The organism is Faecalibacterium sp. 7, from assembly GCF_049562865.1.
GTDB lineage: Bacteria > Bacillota > Clostridia > Oscillospirales > Ruminococcaceae > Faecalibacterium > Faecalibacterium wellingii.
Window position 1 is genome coordinate 626,480 of the sequence record NZ_CP186911.1, and the last position, 17,819, is coordinate 644,298.

Below are 17,819 nucleotides of genomic sequence, written 5' to 3' on the forward strand. Positions count from 1 at the left end.
CGGGAAGGCAAAAGCCTCCCTCCTTGAGAAAGACTTCCCCCGGTCGGGGGAAGATGTCACACAAGTGACAAAAGGGGGAACAGTGGCATCGCGGAGCGATGACGGAAGGAGTTTTATCCGTATAGGAGAAATAATAGTTTATGACAAATCGTGAAGAAATCGAGCGCCGCCGGACGTTTGCGATCATCAGCCATCCCGACGCCGGTAAGACCACTCTGACCGAAAAGCTGCTGCTGTACGGCGGAGCCATCAATCAGGCAGGCTCCGTCAAGGGCAAGCAGAGCGCAAAGCACGCCGTGTCCGACTGGATGGACATTGAGAAGCAGCGCGGTATTTCCGTCACCTCCTCTGTCCTGCAGTTCAACTACGCGGGCAAGTGCGTGAACATTCTGGACACTCCGGGCCATCAGGACTTCTCGGAGGATACCTACCGCACCCTGATGGCGGCAGACTCTGCCGTCATGGTCATCGACGCCGCAAAGGGCGTGGAGGCACAGACCATCAAGCTGTTCAAGGTGTGCACCCTGCGCCACATCCCCATCTTCACCTTCGTCAACAAGATGGACCGCGAAGCCCGCGACCCCTTTGAGCTGATGGAGAACATTGAGGAGATCCTTGGCATCAAGACCTACCCCATGAACTGGCCCATCGGCTGCGGCAAGGAGTTCAAGGGCGTGTTCGACCGCAACACCCGCAAGGTGCTGGCATTTTCCAGCGACGGCCGCGCCAACGGTGTGAAGAAGGTGGATGAGACCGAGGCCGAGCTGGGCGATCCGCACTGGACGAGCTGCTCACCCCCTACCTGCACCAGCAGCTGGTGGATGAGATCGAGCTGTTGGACGGTGCCGCCGAGGAATTTGACCTCGACAAGGTGCTGCGCGGCGAGCTGAGCCCCGTGTTCTTTGGTTCTGCCCTGACCAACTTTGGCGTGGAGCCTTTTCTGGAGAACTTCCTGCGGCTCACTCCCACCCCGCTGGCCCGCGTGGACAGCCTGACCGGCGAGACCGTGGACCCCTGCCGCGACGAGTTCTCGGCATTCATCTTTAAGATCCAGGCCAACATGAACAAGGCCCACCGCGACCGCATCGCCTTTATGCGCATCTGCTCCGGCAAGTTCGAGCGCGGCATGGAGGCCTTCCATGTGCAGGAGGGCAAGAACATCAAGCTGGCCACCGGCACCCAGCTGATGGCGCAGGACCGCGCCATCGTGGACGAGGCCTACGCCGGTGATATCATCGGCCTGTTCGACCCGGGCATCTTCTCCATCGGCGACACCCTGTGCACCGGCAAAAAGAAGGTCCAGTTTGCGGGCATCCCCACCTTCTCGCCGGAGCACTTTGCCCGCATTGAGCAGAAGGACACCATGAAGCGCAAGCAGTTCGTGAAGGGTATGGAGCAGATCGCGCAGGAGGGCGCCATCCAGATCTTCCGCGAAGTGGGCGGAGGCATGGAAGAAGTGGTAGTCGGTGTGGTGGGCGTGCTGCAGCTGGAAGTGCTGGAGTACCGCCTGAACACCGAGTACAACGTGGAGATCCGGATGCAGCAGCTGCCCTTTGAGCAGCTGCGCTGGGTGCAGAACGACCCCGACACCTACAATCTGCGGGATCTGGACTTGACCAGCGACACCAAGGCTGTGGAGGATATGAAGGGCAACCGCCTGCTGCTGTTCACCTCTGACTGGGCCGTGCGCTGGGCCGAGACCCACAACGAAACGCTGAAACTGAGCGAGTTCGGCAATATCTGAGTTGAAAGAGAGCTGCGGTGCGGGAATATCCTGCAGCTGCGGCTCTCTTTTCATAAAGCACAAAAAATACAACAAAGAATGCCAGTTACGGAATGAGATGCTCCCATTGCGGGGAACACTGCTGGCATGGAGGGAAGTATATGCAAAACATCAATATTGGCAAAAGCGGCATTCAGGTGCCGTTTCTGGGCATGGGCACCTGGGCCATCGGCGGCGGCTCCTGGTGGGGCGACAACGACGACGCCCTGTCGGTAAAGGCCATCCAGACTGCTGTGGAGCAGGGCATCCAGTGGATCGACACCGCTCCCATCTACGGCCTGTACCACAGCGAGACCGTGGTGGGCGAGGCCATGAAGCACATCGACCGCGACAAGGTGGTGCTTTCCACCAAGTGCGGTCTGGAGTGGCGGCACGAGACGCCGGTGCTGCACAAGGTCGTGGACGGCACTGCCGTCTACCGCGACCTGTCTGCCCAGAGCATCATCGAGGATGTGGAGGACAGCCTGCGCCGCCTGCACACCGATCATCTGGATGTGCTGTACACTCACTGGCAGAGCCCCGATTTCGGCATCTACCCGCTGGAAGAGACGGTGGAGGCCATGATGAAGCTAAAGGAGCAGGGCAAGATCCGTGCCATCGGTGCATCCAATGTCACTGCGGACATCATCCGCGGCTACTGCAAGTATGGTCAGCTGGACGTCATTCAGGAAAAGTACAGCCTGCTGACCCGCCGCGTGGAAAAGCAGCTGCTGCCCACCTGCAGGGAGCTGGGTGTTTCGGTGCAGGCATACTCTCCGCTGGAGCAGGGCCTGCTGACCGGCAAGGTGACCATGGACACCACCTATCCCGAGGGCAGCACCCGCAACTCCAACCCCAGCTTCCAGCCCGCCCGCCGGGCACAGGCGCTGGACATGCTGGCAAAGTGGAGCGACCTGACCGAAAAATACGACTGCTCTCTGGCACAGCTGGTCATCGCCCTGACCGCCCGCATGATCCGGGCCTGCATGTGCTGTGCGGTGCCCGCACCCCGCAGCAGGTGATGGACAACGCCGGTGCACTGAACATCAAACTGGACGGTGCCGATGCCGTCCGCATGAAGTGGGACGTGGATGCCATTTCCTGAGTTTTTGATTTAAGACGCAAAAAGCCTCTGACCGCAATGGTCAGAGGCTTTTTTGCATCTCAGCTGTTCTCCTTCCAGAACAAACCGCCGGAGGTCTGGAACAGCGGCCATGGGTTCACGCTCTTGCTGCCAAGCTTGAAGTCCATGGTCAGCTCCTCGCCCAGCACGCCCACGGCCTGCCCCTTTTCCACCGTCTGCCCGGCAGAGACAGAAAGTGCCTGCAGCCCGTACAGGTAGCTGCGCATCCCGCAGCCGTGGTCGATGACCACCGTGTTTCCGGTAAGAGCCAGCTCTGCGGCCAGCACCACCACGCCGTTTGCCGGGGCGCGGCAGGGCTCGCCGGGAATGGTGTAGAGCTTTGTGGAGTTTGAGCGGCTGCCCTGCCGGCCGTTGACCACCCTGACCTGACCGTAATCCACCAGCGTGGTGTAGCTTTCCGCAGGGTTCACAAAACCGCCCTGCCAGAGCTTTTCCCGGGCAGGTGCTTCGTACAGGCCCCAGACCGCATTGCGGAACTGGGTGTTCGCCGCTTCCGATGCATCCGGCTCCGGCTCCGCATCCACCGTGCCGAAATCTCTGGGCAGCACGACAATGCTGCGGCTGACCGTTTCGCCGTTCACCGTGATGTTCACCTCATGCCCGCCGGAGGAAGCGTTGTAAGCCGCCGGGATATAGGCCCGCCAGCCATCCGGTGCACGCACGCACTGCACATTGCCAAGGTCTGTTTCCACCGTGGGGGCCGCATCGCCGGTCATGCCGGAAATGCGCAGGCCCACCACGCCGCCCTGCTCCACCCGCTCGGCCGAAAGCTCTGCCTCTGCGCTGGCCTGCAGGGTAAACCGGAAGGCATAACGATACCAGCCGGTGGGCTTTGCGGGCTTTTCCAGCCTCAGATTCCTGCGCACAGCTTCGGTGCTGCCGCCCTCGAACTGCATCACGGTGCCGCCCTCCGGCACCCGCCAGACGGTCAGTTCGGCCTTGTATTCGCCATTGGCCGGGAACAGAAAGCTCTCGTATTCACTGGCTGTGCCCGTGAATACCGTCTCGCCGGAAGCCGTCCGGATGGTCAGGGTGGTGTAGACGGACCAGTCCGGCAGGGTGAGGGCCGGGTGGGCCGTGTACAGGATGCCCAGCTTCTGCACCGTGAGGGTCGCCGGGCTGGCGAACACCTTATCCAGCTGTCCGCCGATCAGCGGCACCTGCCAGCAGGCTCCGTTGCTCTCCAGCGCTTCGGCGCCGAACTGCGCCGAACTGTCCGGGCAGCTGCCCTCGGTGGTAAAGGCGTAGCTCACCCCCATCACCGCCCCCAGAAACACCCCGACGCCCAGCACCACACCCACGAGCCAGAGCAGAAAACGCTTCATGATGTACTCCTTCCGCAACGCTGTTTTTCTGCATCCCGCCGATAAAAACAGCTTCTATGTAACAAAAAGGGCGCACCGAAACAGTCTTGTGCAGACTGCCGGTGCGCCCGAAAGGTCTTTTGCAGTTCAGGGATTATTCTGCGGCGTCCTCGGCAGGGGCAGAATCCTCAGCGGGAGCAGCAGGCTCAACGGTCTCAGCATCGTCCTCGCCGAACAGCAGACGCTCGTACTCGTCCAGTTCCTTCTCACGGCGGTGCAGATAAACAGCAACAGCGGCAAGGGCACCGGCAACAGCAGCCAGAACAGTGATCACAGCGACCAGGCAAGATTTCTTCATAGGTTCGTACACTCCTTTTTTGATTGAAACGGTGTTTCAGCTTTTATCCAGTGCTTGTTGGCTTTTATTATACCCGTTCCTGTCAAAAATTACAACCATTCAGGTCAAAAAGGCCGAAATTTCATACCATAAGCTTCTTATATGACTTAAATGCACCGGGCAGGGTATACTCCGCCTGCAAAGCTTCCCGGCTGGCCCAGACGCAGCCCGCCGGGGCGCTTTGGGCAGGCAGATGCAGCAGGATGCCGCTCATGTGCCACTCGATATGGCTGAAGATATGCTTTGCGGCGGGCAGGGCGTCCGGCGCAGCGCAGCCCGTGTCCAGCCCCATGGCCCGCAGACGGGCAAGGACCTCTCCGGCAGCAAGAGCTTCGCCCTCCCACAGCACCGGCTGCCACAGCCCGGCCAGCAGGCCTTTTGCGGGGCGCTGCTGCAAAAGGAAGCCCGCCGGGCTTTCCAGCAGGGCCAGTGTCACCGGCTCCATGCGCCGGGGCTTTGGTGCAGCCTTATGGGGCAGCTCCGGCGCGGTGCCCGCCGCCCGGGCGCGGCAGACTGCCGCCAGCGGGCATTTTTCGCACAAAGGCGCACCGTTCGGCACACAGACCAGCGCCCCCAGCTCCATGAGGGCCTGATTGTAGTCGCCCGCAGCATCCGGCGGCTGATGCTCCATGACCCGGGCCGTAAAGGCCTTTTTCACCGCCGGTTCGGTGACGACGGCAGGGTCGTTGTACAGGCGGGAAAACACCCGCAGCACATTGCCATCCACCGCAGGCACCGGGATGCCGAAGCTGATGGAGGCAATGGCCCCCGCCGTGTAGTCCCCGATGCCGGGCAGGGCCCGCAGGGCATCGTAGTCGGCGGGTAGCTGTCCGCCGTACTGCTCGCAGACGATGCGTGCAGCCTTTTGCAGGTTGCGCACCCGGCTGTAATAGCCAAGGCCCTCCCACAGCTTGTGCAGCTTTTCCTCCCCGCAGGCGGCAAGGGCCGGGATGTCCGGCAGGGCGGCGAGAAAGCGTTGGTAGTAGGGCAGCGCCGCCGAGACCCGGGTCTGCTGCAGCATGATCTCGCTGAGCCATACATGGTAGGGGCTGGGGTCGGTGCGGAAGGGCAGGCTGCGCTGGTTTTTGTAGAACCAGTCCAGCAGGGCAGGAGAGATATTTTCCACTTGTTTTGTGCTCCTTGTTGAAAAGTCGGACATCTTGCGATTTAGAATTGCCTTCGCTTTGCTCTGGCAATCATAGCGGTAAAATTTTTATAGAAAGCGATCCCGGAAAGTCTGTGGACTTTCCGGGATCGCACTTTCACAGGTAAGGCCGCCGCGGTCAACAGCTGTATCATTTTAAAGCAGCAGTTTCCGGATACGGCCCCTTGCGTGAAAATGTGTTTGGAGCGGCCCGCAGGCCGCGACAAACACGAATATTAAAAATTCATTCCGCTGAATATGCCCAAAGCGCAAGCGGAGGGCATTCAAATCGTCATACTCAGAATCCGTATGCGGTGCGGGGGAAGGGCAGCACGTCACGGATGTTCTGGATGCCCGTGAGGTACATGATCATGCGCTCGAAGCCCAGACCGTAGCCGGAGTGCTCCACGCCGCCGAACTTGCGCAGGTTCAGGTACCAGTCGTAGCTGGACTTGTCCAGACCCAGCTCGTCCATGCGGGCTACCAGCTTGTCGTAGTCCTCTTCACGCTGGCTGCCGCCGATCAGCTCGCCGATGCCGGGCACCAGCATATCTGCGGCTGCCACGGTCTTGCCGTCGGCGTTCTGCTTCATGTAGAAGCTCTTGATCTCCTTCGGGTAGTCGGTAACGAACACAGGCTTCTTGAACACTACCTCGGTCAGGTAGCGCTCGTGCTCGGTCTGGATGTCCACGCCCCACTCCACGGGGAACTGGAACTTCTTGTTGTTCTTCTTCAGGATCTCGATGGCGTCAGTGTAGCTGATGCGGCCAAACTCGCTGTTTGCCACCAGCTCAAGGCGCTCGATGAGGCCCTTGTCGATGAACTGATTGAAGAAGGCCATTTCATCCGGGCAGTTGTCCAGCACGTAGCGGATGACGTACTTGGTCATGGCCTCGGCAGTGTCCATGTAGCCGGACAGGTCGCAGAATGCCATCTCCGGCTCGATCATCCAGAACTCGGCGGCGTGACGGGTGGTGAAGCTCTTCTCGGCGCGGAAGGTGGGGCCGAAGGTGTACACCTTGCCGAATGCCATGGCCATGGCTTCGGCTTCCAGCTGGCCGGAAACGGTCAGGTTGACCGGCTTCTCGAAGAAGTCCTGGGTGTAATCCACAGTGCCGTCCTCGTTCTTGGGCACATTCTCCAGATCCAGCGTGGTGACGCGGAACATTTCACCGGCGCCCTCACAGTCGGAGGCTGTCAGCAGCGGAGAGTGTGCATAGACGAAGCCGTTCTCCTGGAAGAACTTGTGGATCGCATAAGCGGCGACGCTGCGCACCCGGAATGCAGCGTTGAAGGTGTTGGTGCGGGGGCGCAGGGTGGGCATGGTGCGCAGATACTCCATGCTCATCTTCTTTTTCTGCAGGGGATATTCCTCTGCGGGGCAGTCGCCCAGGATCTCCACGCTGTCGGCGTTCAGCTCAAAGGGCTGCTTTGCCTGCGGGGTGAGCACCAGCCTGCCCTTGATGCGCAGGCTGCTGTACAGACCGGTGTGGATGACCTCATCGTAGTTGGCCAGCTTGCCGGCTTCCAGCACCACCTGCAGGGTCTTGAAGCAGCCGCCGTCCGACAGGGCGATGAAGCCGATGTTCTTGGAGTCTCGGATGTTCTTTGCCCAGCCGCAGACGGTGATCTCGGTGCCGTCGGCGGGGGTGTTTTTGAACAGCGAAACGATCTCGGTACGTTCCATGATAGTTCTCCTTTATAACACAAAAAAGACAGCTTTTTCTCCCTGAAAGTTCAGGGCGAACAAGCTGTCTTGTAATGTCCGCGGTGCCACCTGAATTACCGGAAGTGTCCGGTCGCTCACGCGCTCAAAAAAGCGCTGTCCCCCTAACGCAGGACCTGCGGCGCACCTACTGGCGGTCCATTCCAAAAGGCCGTGTTCAGCTTGCTGCTCCCGGGTGTTCGTTCGCGCGGCGCACGGGCGCGGCTCTCAGCTGTGCCGCACTCTCTGGGCCGGACGGCCCGCGCTACTTTTCCCGATCAAGGCATTTGACCTTTAAAAAATAGCACTTTGGCGGCGTTTTGTCAAGCACCGCCCAGCAATGCGGCGGCAAGGCCCTTTGCCGCCAGCTGCCCGGCGTAGAGGGCCTCGTTCAGGTTGTTGCCGTGCCCGCCGATCTCAATGAGCAGGCTGCCGGTGGTCAGGTCCTGATTATAGAACCGGTAGCTGAACAGCACCGGCCGGGTGAACCCGGGGTACATCTCCTCCATACTGCGCTCCCACGCGGCAGCAAAGCGCAGGTTTTGCCGCCAGCCGGGCAGCCGGACGGTGGTGCCGTTGTCGCACCCGCAGATGATCATGACCTGCGCGGCCTGCCGCCCGTCCACCGTGCACACCGGGGCATAGCGGGAGCCGCTTTCGGTCTCGATGGCGTCCCGGTGGACGTCCAGCACCACCTTGATGCTGGGGTACCGGGCCAGATACTGCTGCACTACGGCCCGGCTGTTGGCATAGCTGCCGGTGTAGCTGGGGTAGTCGTTCAGGGTCTCGTCGTGCAGGGTGTTGATGCCCGCCGCATTGAGGGTGTCGGCCACCACGCGTCCCACCGCACACATGTTCACGCTGCAGTCGGTGCTGCGGGCACCGTCGCCGGGGGCGAACCACAGCCCTGCCGAAAGACGGTAGTCCTCGGTGGCGTGGGTGTGCATCACCAGCACCTGCGGGTCGGGGCTGTCCGGCTCGATGGCAAAGGGCAGCGGATTCTGGATCTCTGCCGCAATGTCCGCTGCGCTCTGCCGGGTGTTGTTCTTGATGCTGCCCGCCCCGCAGGGGATGTACTTTTCGCCGCTGCCCTGCGGATATTGCTTTTCAATGATCTTTCCCGCATCTGCCGGGCGGGCATCCTCCCCCAGCAGGGGCACAAGGTAGTCCTCAATGTTCCCGGTCAGCGCCTGCACGGCCTGCGGCAGGGAAGAAGCGGGCCCTTGCGGTACGGACTCCGGCTCTGCCTGCTCCTGCACCGAGGATGCCGTTTCTCCTGCGGACTGCCGGCCCAGCCAGAGAAGGGTCTCGGCCATGGGCAGCGGTGCCGCGATGGCCGCTGCCAACCCCAGCGCCGCGCTGCGGGCAAAGATACATAGTGCGGCAAAAAGCACTGCCGCTTCCAGAAATGGCCTGACCTGCCCCTGTCCCCGGGCGGGCAGCGGGGTCCTGCTGCGCATGGCGGCACCTCCTTCCGGCTGTTTTTATTATTGTATGCCGGGCCGGGTGCAAAATAGCGCAGAATCCCAAGGGGGCTGTGCACTTTCAGGCTGCAGCCGCCACGCTCTGCAAAAAACGTTATCAGCCGGTCAGCCAGCACAGCTGCGCCACGCTCAGCCGGGGCTGCAGGGCCCGGTTGATGGCTGCTGCCAGCAGAGCCGAGCCGTGGGCAATGACGCTGTCCAGCGCCCGGGGCGTCACCACAAGATCCGCCCCCTCCTCCGCTTCCATCAGGGTGGGGATGCCCGCTGCGACCACCGGCACGCCCAGCATTCCGGCGTCCAGATGCCTTGCGTGGTCTGCCTGCGCCGGGTGCAGCCCGGTATCCGAAAACTGGATGCTGCGGCCCAGACGCACCCCCTCGGTGCTGCAAAGGCTGTCCACACAGATGAGGGCTGCAGGCCGCACCGCTTCCACCATTGCTCCGGCCAGCTGGCACAGGGTGAGCCCGGTGCTGCCCGACACCCCCGGCGCAATGGCGGCCACGGGCCGGATGCCGCGCACCGGCAGCGCATGCTGCGGCCCCATCGTGACCAGCACCTTCTGCACCGTGCGGGGGCCCAGCGCATCTGCCGTGATGCGGCGGCTGCCCACCCCCAGCACCAGCACCGGCCCCTCCGGCGGCAGCAGGGCCCGCAGCTCCGCCGCGCAGGTCTCGATGACGTCGGCGTCCCGCTCGTCCAGCACGCTGACGCTGGGCATCTCCAGTGTCACATACCGTCCCCGGGGCCGGCTGAGCCCCTCCCGCGCGATCTCTACCCGTGTAACGGTGACGCCGCCGCGTTTTGCCGTTGCCAGCCGCACCCCCGCGGGCAGGGCCCCCTCTGCCGTGCCAAACAGCTCATCGGCCATATCCGTAAAGCGCATTTTCTCGCCCCTCCTGCCTGTTTTGGGGCCAAATGCCCCCTCTGTACGCAGAAAGTATGGCAAAAATCAAACTTTTCTAAACAAAAATCAAAAAAACGCTTGCGTTAATACGACAAATATGGTATCATAAGGTGCGCTGTTATAGGTAGCCAAGGAGGTGGAACGAATGCCTAACATCAAATCTCAGAAGGACCGTGTCGTGCAGGCTGTTGCAGAGCAGGCTCACAACAAGGCCATTAAGACCAACCTGAAAACAGTCGTCAAGAAGGCAGACGCTGCCATCGATGCGAATGCCGCTGACAAGGACGCAACCGTCCTGGCTGCTGTTTCCGCGATCGACAAGGCTCGCGCTAAGGGTGTCATCAAGAAGAACACCGCCAGCCGCAAGATCAGCCGTATGGCAAAGCGTGCTAACAAGAACGCTTGATTGCTTTCTGATTGACGAACAAAACCCCTGTACCGGATCTCCGGCACAGGGGTTTTTGTTTTGCCCGCTTTATGGCACGGCAGCAGGCTGTTCCAGATCGCACAGGGCGGCAAGATCGAACTCCGACACCGGCCCCAGAAGCCGCTCCGGCGGCAGGGATCGGGCGGCTCGGCAAACAGCGCCCACGCAGCCCATGCCGTGGGCACCGCCGCCGCAAGGGCAAGCCCCGGCAGTACCAGAGCCGGGCATGTATGGAACCCGCTGCCCGGCGGCAGTGCTGCCGCCGCACAGACAGCCTGCGCGGCCCACAGCTCCCACAAAAGGGTGGTCCAGCGGTGCTTCATGCACATCACCTCCTGTTTTCCACAGTTTACCGCCGTGCGGTGGAAAAACAGGGCGAAGAGTGGCGGACAAAGTGACGATGTTCTGGTGTATTTCTTCTTCAGTTCTGGTCATGGCTTTTCCCTGCCCAGCTGCACACCACGCCGCACACAAGGCTGGTGGTGATGCCGGCCGCAGCAGCGGTCAGCCCGCCGGTGAGGATGCCCACGGCCCCCTCCTCGGCAAGAGCGGTGCGGACCCCCTTTGCCAGCAGATGCCCAAAGCCCAGCAGGGGCACGGTGGCACCGCAGCCTGCGAACTCGGCCAGCGGGGCATACCACCCGATGGCGGAAAGGACAACGCCCGCCGCCACGTATCCGGTCAGGATGCGGGCCGGGGTCAGGCCGGTCAGGTCGATGAGCAGCTGCCCCGCCGCGCAGATGGCCCCGCCCACGCAGAACGCCCAGAAATAATTCATGCCGTACCTCCTTTCTGCGGGGCGCGCAGCTCCACCAGATGGGCCACCGCAGGGATGCTTTCCTTCTGCAAAAAGGTCGTCTGGCTCATCAGGGCCCCGGTGGCTACGAACAGCACTCGTTTCTGGCTGCCCCGGCGCAGGCGCGGCAGGATATGCCCGCACAGCACCGCTGCGCAGCAGCCCGGGCCGGAGCCGCCGCTCTTCACCCGCTGCTCGTTCGGGTCAAACAGGATGCATCCGCAGTCCACATGGTTCCGGATGAGCAGGCCCTCGGCGGCCAGCAGCTCCCGCAGCAGCTGACTGCCGGTCTGTCCAAGGTCGCCGGTATAGATGCAGTCGAACTCCTGCGGTTCGGTGTTGGTATCCTTGAAATAGTGCAGCAGGGTCGAAGCCGCTGCGGGAGCCATGGCGGCTCCCATGTTGTTGATGTCCTTTACCTGATAATCCTGCACCCGGCCAAAGGCGGCTGCTGCAATGCCCACGCCCGCACCCTGCGGCTGCAGAAGGCAGCACCCGGCAGCGGTGGCCGTCCACTGGGCCGTAGGCGTGCGCACAGCCCCATAGCTCAGGGGCGTGCGGAACTGCCGTTCTGCCGCGCAGAAGTGGCTGGACGCCATAGCCAGCAGCGCCCGGGCCGCGCCGCTCTCGCACAAGGCAGCCCCCAGCGCCAGCCCCTCGGCCATGGTACTGCAGGCCCCGAACAGCCCGGCAAAGGGCACGCCCAGCTCCCGCATGGCGTAGCTGGACGCCGTGCACTGGGCCTGCAGGTCCCCTGCAAGGGCAAGCTGCACCTTTTCCTGCGGGAGCGCCGCTTTTTGCAGGCAGAGCCGTGCGGCACGCAGCTGCAGGTATGTTTCCGCAGCTTCCCAGCTGGACTGGCCAAAGCGGTTGTCTGCGCTCAGTTCATCGAACTCTGCAGCCAGCGGGCCTTCGCCCTCTTTTTTGCCGCCCACTGCCGCCCCTGCAGCAATGACCGGCGGCGTCTGGAACAGCAGGGTGTCCCCGCACCGGATCGACATAGGCAAAATTTCTCCTTCGTGGAAAATAGATGGAAAAAGTTCCATAAAATGTTGTATAATAACAGCATGCTGCAATCTTACGGCACACTTGCCCGTTTTTATAAAAGGACGGGCATCCCCAGCGTGTTCAGCCCCCACAGCACCGCGCCGTACACCACCGCCGCCAGCGTACCATATACGATGACCGGCCCGGCGATGGTGAACATCTTGGCCCCGGTGCCCAGCACCCGGCCCTCGGCCTTGAACTCGATGGCTGCGCTGACCACTGCGTTGGCAAAGCCCGTGATGGGCACCAGCGACCCGGCCCCCGCCTTTGCCGCCAGCTTCTGATACCACCCCAGCGTAGTAAGCACCGCCGAAAGGGCGATCAGGGTGCAGCTGGTCAGGGTAGCGGCAAGGTCGGCTTCCATCCCCATGGCAAGATACCGCTGGCGCAGTATCTCGCCCAGCAGGCAGATGCCGCCGCCCACGCAAAAGGCCCACAGACAGTCTGTTCCCAGAGGTGAGTGCGGCCCCACACGCCGCACCCGGCGCGCATATTCCTGTGCTGTCATCTTCATATCCTGTTCCCTCCGGGCATAGTCTGCCCATGGGATGCCCATTCTATACACAATGGTACAACCCCGCCGGAAAGGAGGCTTTCCATGCATCCAACTCCCCATCACCGCCATCCTCTGCGCCCGGCTGCGCGCCGTTTGCTTGCTTTCACCCTTGCGGCCTGCGCGGCTGCGGGCGGAGTCTCTTTCCTGCTCAGCCGTCATGCCGCCGTTCCCAGTGCATCGGCGGCTTCTGTCAGCAGTACAGCAGCCGCCAGTCCTGCTTCCGGTGCGGCTTCGGCCGTGGAGGAAGAGCCCGGCCTGCTCTCCGCTCAGCAGGCGCAGGCCATGCTGGACGACCCCCGCATGGTGCTGGTGAACCATACCAACAAGATGCCGGAGGACTACACCTTTACCACCAGAGAATGCGGTTCGGCCACCGCCGTCAATAAGACCCTGCAGACCGAAGCCGCCGACGCCTTTCTTGCCATGCAGGCCGCTGCCGCCAAAGAGGGCGTGACCATCTGGATGCAGAGCGGCTACCGCAGCGTGAAGTATCAGGAAGGGCTCTACAACAAAAAGACCCAGTATTATCTGGACAAGGGGCTGAGCCGGGCCGAGGCCCTGCAGAAGGCCGCTTCCATCGTGAATCCTCCGGGCTACTCCGAGCACAACTGCGGCCTTGCCGCCGACCTGAACAGCCCGGAGCACACCGGCCTTGACACGGGCTTTGAAAAGACGGCTGCCTTCCGATGGCTGAAGGCCCACGCCGTGGAGTACGGCTTCATCCTGCGGTATCCCAAGGACGCCGAAGCCGTCACCGAGATCACCTATGAGCCGTGGCACTGGCGCTATGTAGGGCCGGAGAATGCGGCTCTCATCCAGCAGAGCGGCCTGTGCCTTGAGGACGCCGTTGCCCTGCTGCAGAAGCTGGCCGCAGGGGAAAACACGGCCGGTTAAAAATCCGTAAAACCGGTGGTCTGCGCGTTGCATTTTGCACGCGGTTATGGTAAGATAACAATAGTCTGCCCTGATGCAGGACCGCTTTGGGCAGCTGCGAGAATGTTTTGAACAAAAGAAGGAATATTTTATGATAAATCGCACAAAAATTATTGCAATCACCCTCACCGGTGCGCTGGCTGCAGCTGCACTGACCGGCTGCGGCAGCAGCAGCTCTTCCGCTGCGCCGTCCTCCGTTTCCACCGCTGCGGCGGAATCTTCCGCTTCCAGCGCCGCTGTGTCCTCTGTGGTGGACAATGCGGAAAACGGCACCGACACACTGGACGGCATCTACAACGCCCTGCTGGAGCAGGACCCCATTTCCAACCAGTTCGAGATCGCAGCCATGAACATCGAGTACGACTTCGGCCTGAAGGCTGAGGACGTGGTGAGCTACAAGGGCGTCAAGAGCAACGACAACGGCGACGCCGGTCTGGTGCTGGTGATGGAAGCCGCCGACGGCAAGGCCGAGGATGTGGCAAACCAGCTGGCTGCCTACCAGCAGGATCAGGTGGCCTTCTACGGCAACTACGCCGAGTTCGCACAGGCACAGGACAACGTGGAGAACGCCGTCATCGCCTTCAAGGACAACACCGTGGTCATGGTGATCGCATCCAACGAGTGCACCGCTGATCTGGACAGCGCCGTGAACAACGCTCTGGCATAAACCCGAACCACCCGAAGCCGGTGCCATTTGCGGCATCGGCTTTTTTCGGTAGTGACCCTCTCAGTCAACGCCTTTCGGCGTTGCCAGCTCCCCCGAAAGGGGGAGCTTTGGAGACGCGGGCCTTGTTGTCTTGCAAAAAAGCTTCCCCCTCGGGGGAGCTGGACGCGAAGCGGCCTGAGAGGGTTTCTTCCGATTTAATTCAAAAGGAGGCTGACGCCTTGGTTTTCAGCACCATAATCTTCCTGTTCCGCTTTCTGCCCATCACGCTGGCGCTGTACTACCTTGCACCCCCGAAGCTCAAGAATACCGTGCTGTTTTTGTGCAGTCTGGTGTTCTACTGCTGGGGCGAGGTACGCTTCTTCCCGGTGATGGTGGCCCTGATCCTGATCAACTATATCAGCGGCCTTGCCATCGAGCATTTTGACCAGCGCCCGGCCCTGCGCAGAGCGTTCCTGCTTGCCGCCCTGATCGGCAGCCTTGGGATGCTGTTCTATTTCAAATACGCAAACTTCGTTCTGCGCAGCGTCAATGCCCTGCTGGGCACCGGCTTTGCCGAGATCCAGGGCATCGGCACCCTGCCGCTGGGCATCAGCTTCTACACCTTCCAGACCCTGTCCTACTCCATCGACGTCTACCGCCGGGATGTGAAGGCGGAGCGCAATATCATCGACTTCGGTGCCTACGTGGTCATGTTCCCGCAGCTCATCGCGGGCCCCATCGTCAAATACCGCGATGTCTCCAGCCAGCTGCACGTATACCGGCACCGCTACAGCCTGCAGCAGATCGAAGAGGGCATGACCCTGTTCACCTTCGGCCTTGCCAAAAAGGTGCTGCTGGCGGACGCCATCGGCGCTTTGTGGACCGACATCATCGGGGTGGCAGACAGCCCCTCCACCACCTTTGTGGGTCTTGCCAACGCCTCCACCCCGCTGGTGTGGCTGGGCATCATCGCCTACAGTCTGCAGCTCTATTTTGACTTTTCCGGCTACTCCATGATGGGCATTGGCATGGGCAAGATGCTGGGCTTCGACTTCCCCGCAAACTTCAATTACCCGTATATCTCCGCATCCATCACCGAGTTCTGGCGGCGCTGGCACATGACCCTGTCCGGCTGGTTCCGGGAGTATGTATATATCCCGCTGGGCGGCAACCGCAAGGGCCTGAAGCGCCAGATCTTCAACCTGTTCGTGGTGGAGCTGCTCACCGGCATCTGGCACGGCGCGAACTGGAACTTCATCTGCTGGGGCCTGTACTACTTTGTACTGCTGGCGGCAGAAAAGCTGTTTTTGCTGCCCCACCTGCAAAAGGGTAAAGTCTGGCCCCACATCTACACCCTGTTCCTCGTGGTGGTGGGCTGGGCCATGTTCGTGGGCAACGACACAGGCGTAAGCTTCGGCCTGTTGTTCCAGAAGCTGTTCATCCCCTCCGGCGGCGTATCTCCGCTGTATTTCCTGCGCAACTACGGTGTGCTACTGGCGGTGAGCGTGGTGTGCTGCACCCCGCTCATTGAAAAGCTCTGGGATGTGCTCCGCAGGAACATGGTCACCCGCTGTGCCGCCATCCTGACCTTGCTGGTGATCTCCACCGCCTATGTGGTGGGCAGCACCAACAGCCCGTTCCTCTACTTTAACTTTTAAGGAGGCGTGAAGATGGACAAGCATTCCAAACGATCCTCTTCGCTCCTGCACTACCCGGTGCTGGTGGTGTTCAGCCTGTTCTTTATTGGTCTGTTCGCACTGGACCTTATTACACCGGATCGTGCCTACAGCGAAATGGAGAACACCACCCTCAGCCAGCGCCCGGCGCTGACCCAGCTTTCCGCCAAGGGGCTGAACAGCTATTTTACCGCCTACACCAAATACGTGAAGGATCAGGTGTTCGGCCGCGATAACTGGATCAGCCTGCAGAGCGTGGTGGAGACCACCCTGCTGCAAAAGGAGCAGAGCGGCGGCATCCTGCTGGGCAAAGAGCACATGATGTTCCCCCGCACCTTCGGCCTGCTGGACAGCGAGAACCGCACCCTGCCCAAGAACACCGCCGCCGTGGAAGCGCTGTGTCAGCGGTACCCGGGCAAGGTGGATGTTCTGCTGGCACCGGCAGCATCGGTGATCTATCCGGAGAAAGTGCCTGCAAATGCGCCGCTGCTGGACGAGGATGCCTACCTCGACCAGCTCTCTGCCGCCGTGCAGGCGGCAGGCGGCCGCTTTGTGGACGTGCGGCAGACCCTTGCCGAGCACAAGGACGAATATATCTACTACCGCACCGACCACCATTGGACGAGCCTTGGCGCATACTACGCCTACCAGCAGCTCTGCGGTGCGCTGGGCCTGACCCCCTTCGACCCCGCCGCCCACACCGCTCTGACGGCCGAAAACTTCTACGGCACCCACTACTCCAAGGCCCGCACATGGAATGCAGTGCCGGATACCATCACCTACTACGACCTGCCGAACGCCCTGACCATCTGGAACGTGACGGCGGCAGGCCAGCCGACGGACGGCCAGACCACCGGTCTGTACGACACCGACAAGCTGAATGTGTACGACAAATACGCCATGTTCCTGCACGGCAACAACGGCCTGAGCCGCATCGAGGGCAATGGCACCGGACGCATTCTGGTCATCAAGGACAGCTACGCCAACTGCTTTGCGCCCTACCTGACCGCAAACTACGCCGAGATCGACGTGGTGGACTTCCGCAACTACAACTATGGACTGGATCAGCTGATCGCCGACAACGGCTACGACCAGATTTTGGTGCTGTACAGCTTTGACAGCTTCAAGAGCGACCCGTACCTCTACCGTGCCGGAGTAACGGGGTAAACCCGCCTTCTCCCGCACAGGAACACGCCCCTCTGCCGACCGCCCAGCGCGGTTTGCGGAGGGGTGTATTTTATTGCAGTGCTTTTCCACAAATTTTTCCAGTTCTTTTCGGAAGTCTCTCCAGTTTTTGCGCAGACTGCCCATTCACCCCTTGAAAAAATGCAACGGGTGTTGTACAATGGCGATATAGAGCAGCTGCTCTTCACCGATGGTTCAATCTGGTGTGAACAGTGCATAGAATGTGCTGATACGATCTTTGATTCAAAGGAGTGTTATTATGGAAAACAAGATCATGATGCCTGCTTCCTACAACGTTCTTTCCTGCGAAGAAATGACCTACACCGAAGGCGGTGCTACCTTTACGGAAGCTCTGCTGAACTGGATCCCGCCCATTGGCTGGTACATGGGTGTTACCGCCATGCGCCGCTACCGCAAGAGCCACCCCAACGACTGGCTGGATACCGGTCTGGATGCTCTGAGCCGCGATATGGATTCCAGTACGCAGAACATGCTGCGTGATCTGGGACGCATCGTCTGGGTCACTGCAACCAGCGCTACCGGCGTCGGCCTGCTGGTCAATGCTGCCATCGTCCTGCTCTGACCCTGCTCATAAGATCCGTCCGGAGAGACCAAAGACCCCTTTACCCGCGGCCTTTTCCGCCAGAGAGGGCCGCGGGCTTTTCATCAAGCAGAACTAAGAAGCCGACTGCAAGGGCAATGTGACCAA

Annotated in this window: 17 protein-coding genes, 1 pseudogene and 1 other annotated feature; of the genes and pseudogenes, 8 read left to right on the top strand and 10 right to left on the bottom strand. The window is 61.2% G+C overall.

Annotation, left to right across the window (positions count from 1 at the left end; genetic code table 11):
* Positions 1-140 precede the first annotated feature (140 nt).
* A pseudogene (locus ACKXF7_RS03220) lies at positions 141-1,744 on the top strand (peptide chain release factor 3).
* 140 nt (positions 1,745-1,884) lie between these two features.
* Complete coding sequence (locus ACKXF7_RS03225; RefSeq protein ID WP_423742118.1) at positions 1,885-2,784, top strand: aldo/keto reductase; 900 nt, start codon at positions 1,885-1,887, stop codon at positions 2,782-2,784.
* 142 nt (positions 2,785-2,926) lie between these two features.
* Here the strand turns inward: ACKXF7_RS03225 and ACKXF7_RS03230 are convergent, their stop codons facing one another.
* The 6 genes from ACKXF7_RS03230 to gpr all read right to left on the bottom strand — a co-directional run bounded on the left by ACKXF7_RS03230 (position 2,927) and on the right by gpr (position 9,823).
* Positions 2,927-4,231, bottom strand: coding sequence for a murein hydrolase activator EnvC family protein (locus tag ACKXF7_RS03230; protein ID WP_423742119.1), 1,305 nt, complete (start codon positions 4,229-4,231; stop codon positions 2,927-2,929).
* A gap of 133 nt (positions 4,232-4,364) precedes the next feature.
* Positions 4,365-4,568, bottom strand: coding sequence for a phosphatase (locus tag ACKXF7_RS03235; protein WP_249237844.1), 204 nt, complete (start codon positions 4,566-4,568; stop codon positions 4,365-4,367).
* Between the two features lie 121 nt (positions 4,569-4,689).
* Positions 4,690-5,733 (bottom strand): A/G-specific adenine glycosylase, encoded by a 1,044-nt coding sequence (locus ACKXF7_RS03240; RefSeq protein WP_423742120.1) that lies wholly within the window; start codon positions 5,731-5,733, stop codon positions 4,690-4,692.
* A 316-nt stretch (positions 5,734-6,049) separates the two neighbouring features.
* Positions 6,050-7,438, bottom strand: a complete 1,389-nt coding sequence (asnS, locus tag ACKXF7_RS03245) for an asparagine--tRNA ligase (RefSeq protein ID WP_339394602.1) — start codon at positions 7,436-7,438, stop codon at positions 6,050-6,052.
* A gap of 48 nt (positions 7,439-7,486) precedes the next feature.
* Positions 7,487-7,747: a binding site (T-box leader), on the bottom strand.
* Positions 7,748-7,779: 32 nt separating this feature from the next.
* The gene (gene spoIIP, locus ACKXF7_RS03250) at positions 7,780-8,916 is read right to left on the bottom strand and encodes a stage II sporulation protein P (RefSeq protein WP_423742121.1); all 1,137 of its coding nucleotides are present in this window, start codon (positions 8,914-8,916) and stop codon (positions 7,780-7,782) included.
* A gap of 121 nt (positions 8,917-9,037) precedes the next feature.
* Positions 9,038-9,823 carry a GPR endopeptidase gene (gene gpr / locus ACKXF7_RS03255; RefSeq protein WP_423742122.1) on the bottom strand — a complete coding sequence of 262 codons (786 nt, stop codon included), beginning with the start codon at positions 9,821-9,823 and terminating at the stop codon, positions 9,038-9,040.
* Between the two features lie 166 nt (positions 9,824-9,989).
* Between gpr and rpsT the strand changes: the two genes are divergently transcribed.
* The gene (gene rpsT / locus ACKXF7_RS03260) at positions 9,990-10,250 is read left to right on the top strand and encodes a 30S ribosomal protein S20 (protein WP_149793985.1); all 261 of its coding nucleotides are present in this window, start codon (positions 9,990-9,992) and stop codon (positions 10,248-10,250) included.
* 69 nt (positions 10,251-10,319) lie between these two features.
* Here the strand turns inward: rpsT and ACKXF7_RS03265 are convergent, their stop codons facing one another.
* The 4 genes from ACKXF7_RS03265 to ACKXF7_RS03280 form a co-directional block, all read right to left on the bottom strand.
* Complete coding sequence (locus ACKXF7_RS03265; protein ID WP_423742123.1) at positions 10,320-10,706, bottom strand: hypothetical protein; 387 nt, start codon at positions 10,704-10,706, stop codon at positions 10,320-10,322.
* Entirely contained in the window at positions 10,693-11,049 is a 357-nt protein-coding gene (locus ACKXF7_RS03270; RefSeq protein ID WP_339394600.1) for a SpoVA/SpoVAEb family sporulation membrane protein, read from the bottom strand. The genes ACKXF7_RS03265 and ACKXF7_RS03270 overlap by 14 nt, the downstream gene beginning before the upstream one ends.
* On the bottom strand, positions 11,046-12,068 hold the full coding sequence (locus ACKXF7_RS03275; protein ID WP_423742124.1) for a stage V sporulation protein AD: 1,023 nt from the start codon (positions 12,066-12,068) through the stop codon (positions 11,046-11,048). Before ACKXF7_RS03275 ends, ACKXF7_RS03270 begins: the two co-directional genes overlap by 4 nt.
* A gap of 98 nt (positions 12,069-12,166) precedes the next feature.
* Complete coding sequence (locus tag ACKXF7_RS03280; RefSeq protein WP_423742125.1) at positions 12,167-12,628, bottom strand: SpoVA/SpoVAEb family sporulation membrane protein; 462 nt, start codon at positions 12,626-12,628, stop codon at positions 12,167-12,169.
* Between the two features lie 84 nt (positions 12,629-12,712).
* Between ACKXF7_RS03280 and ACKXF7_RS03285 the strand changes: the two genes are divergently transcribed.
* The 5 genes from ACKXF7_RS03285 (at position 12,713) to ACKXF7_RS03305 (ending at position 17,693) form a co-directional block, all read left to right on the top strand.
* Positions 12,713-13,564: a M15 family metallopeptidase gene (locus tag ACKXF7_RS03285; RefSeq protein ID WP_423742126.1), complete on the top strand. Its 852-nt coding sequence runs from the start codon at positions 12,713-12,715 to the stop codon at positions 13,562-13,564.
* Between the two features lie 130 nt (positions 13,565-13,694).
* Positions 13,695-14,270 carry a DUF4358 domain-containing protein gene (locus ACKXF7_RS03290; protein ID WP_418265335.1) on the top strand — a complete coding sequence of 192 codons (576 nt, stop codon included), beginning with the start codon at positions 13,695-13,697 and terminating at the stop codon, positions 14,268-14,270.
* Between the two features lie 218 nt (positions 14,271-14,488).
* Entirely contained in the window at positions 14,489-15,907 is a 1,419-nt protein-coding gene (locus tag ACKXF7_RS03295) for an MBOAT family O-acyltransferase (RefSeq protein WP_423742127.1), read from the top strand.
* 12 nt (positions 15,908-15,919) lie between these two features.
* Positions 15,920-17,092: a DHHW family protein gene (locus ACKXF7_RS03300; protein WP_423742128.1), complete on the top strand. Its 1,173-nt coding sequence runs from the start codon at positions 15,920-15,922 to the stop codon at positions 17,090-17,092.
* A gap of 277 nt (positions 17,093-17,369) precedes the next feature.
* Positions 17,370-17,693, top strand: a complete 324-nt coding sequence (locus ACKXF7_RS03305) for a hypothetical protein (RefSeq protein ID WP_339394594.1) — start codon at positions 17,370-17,372, stop codon at positions 17,691-17,693.
* Positions 17,694-17,819 lie beyond the last annotated feature (126 nt).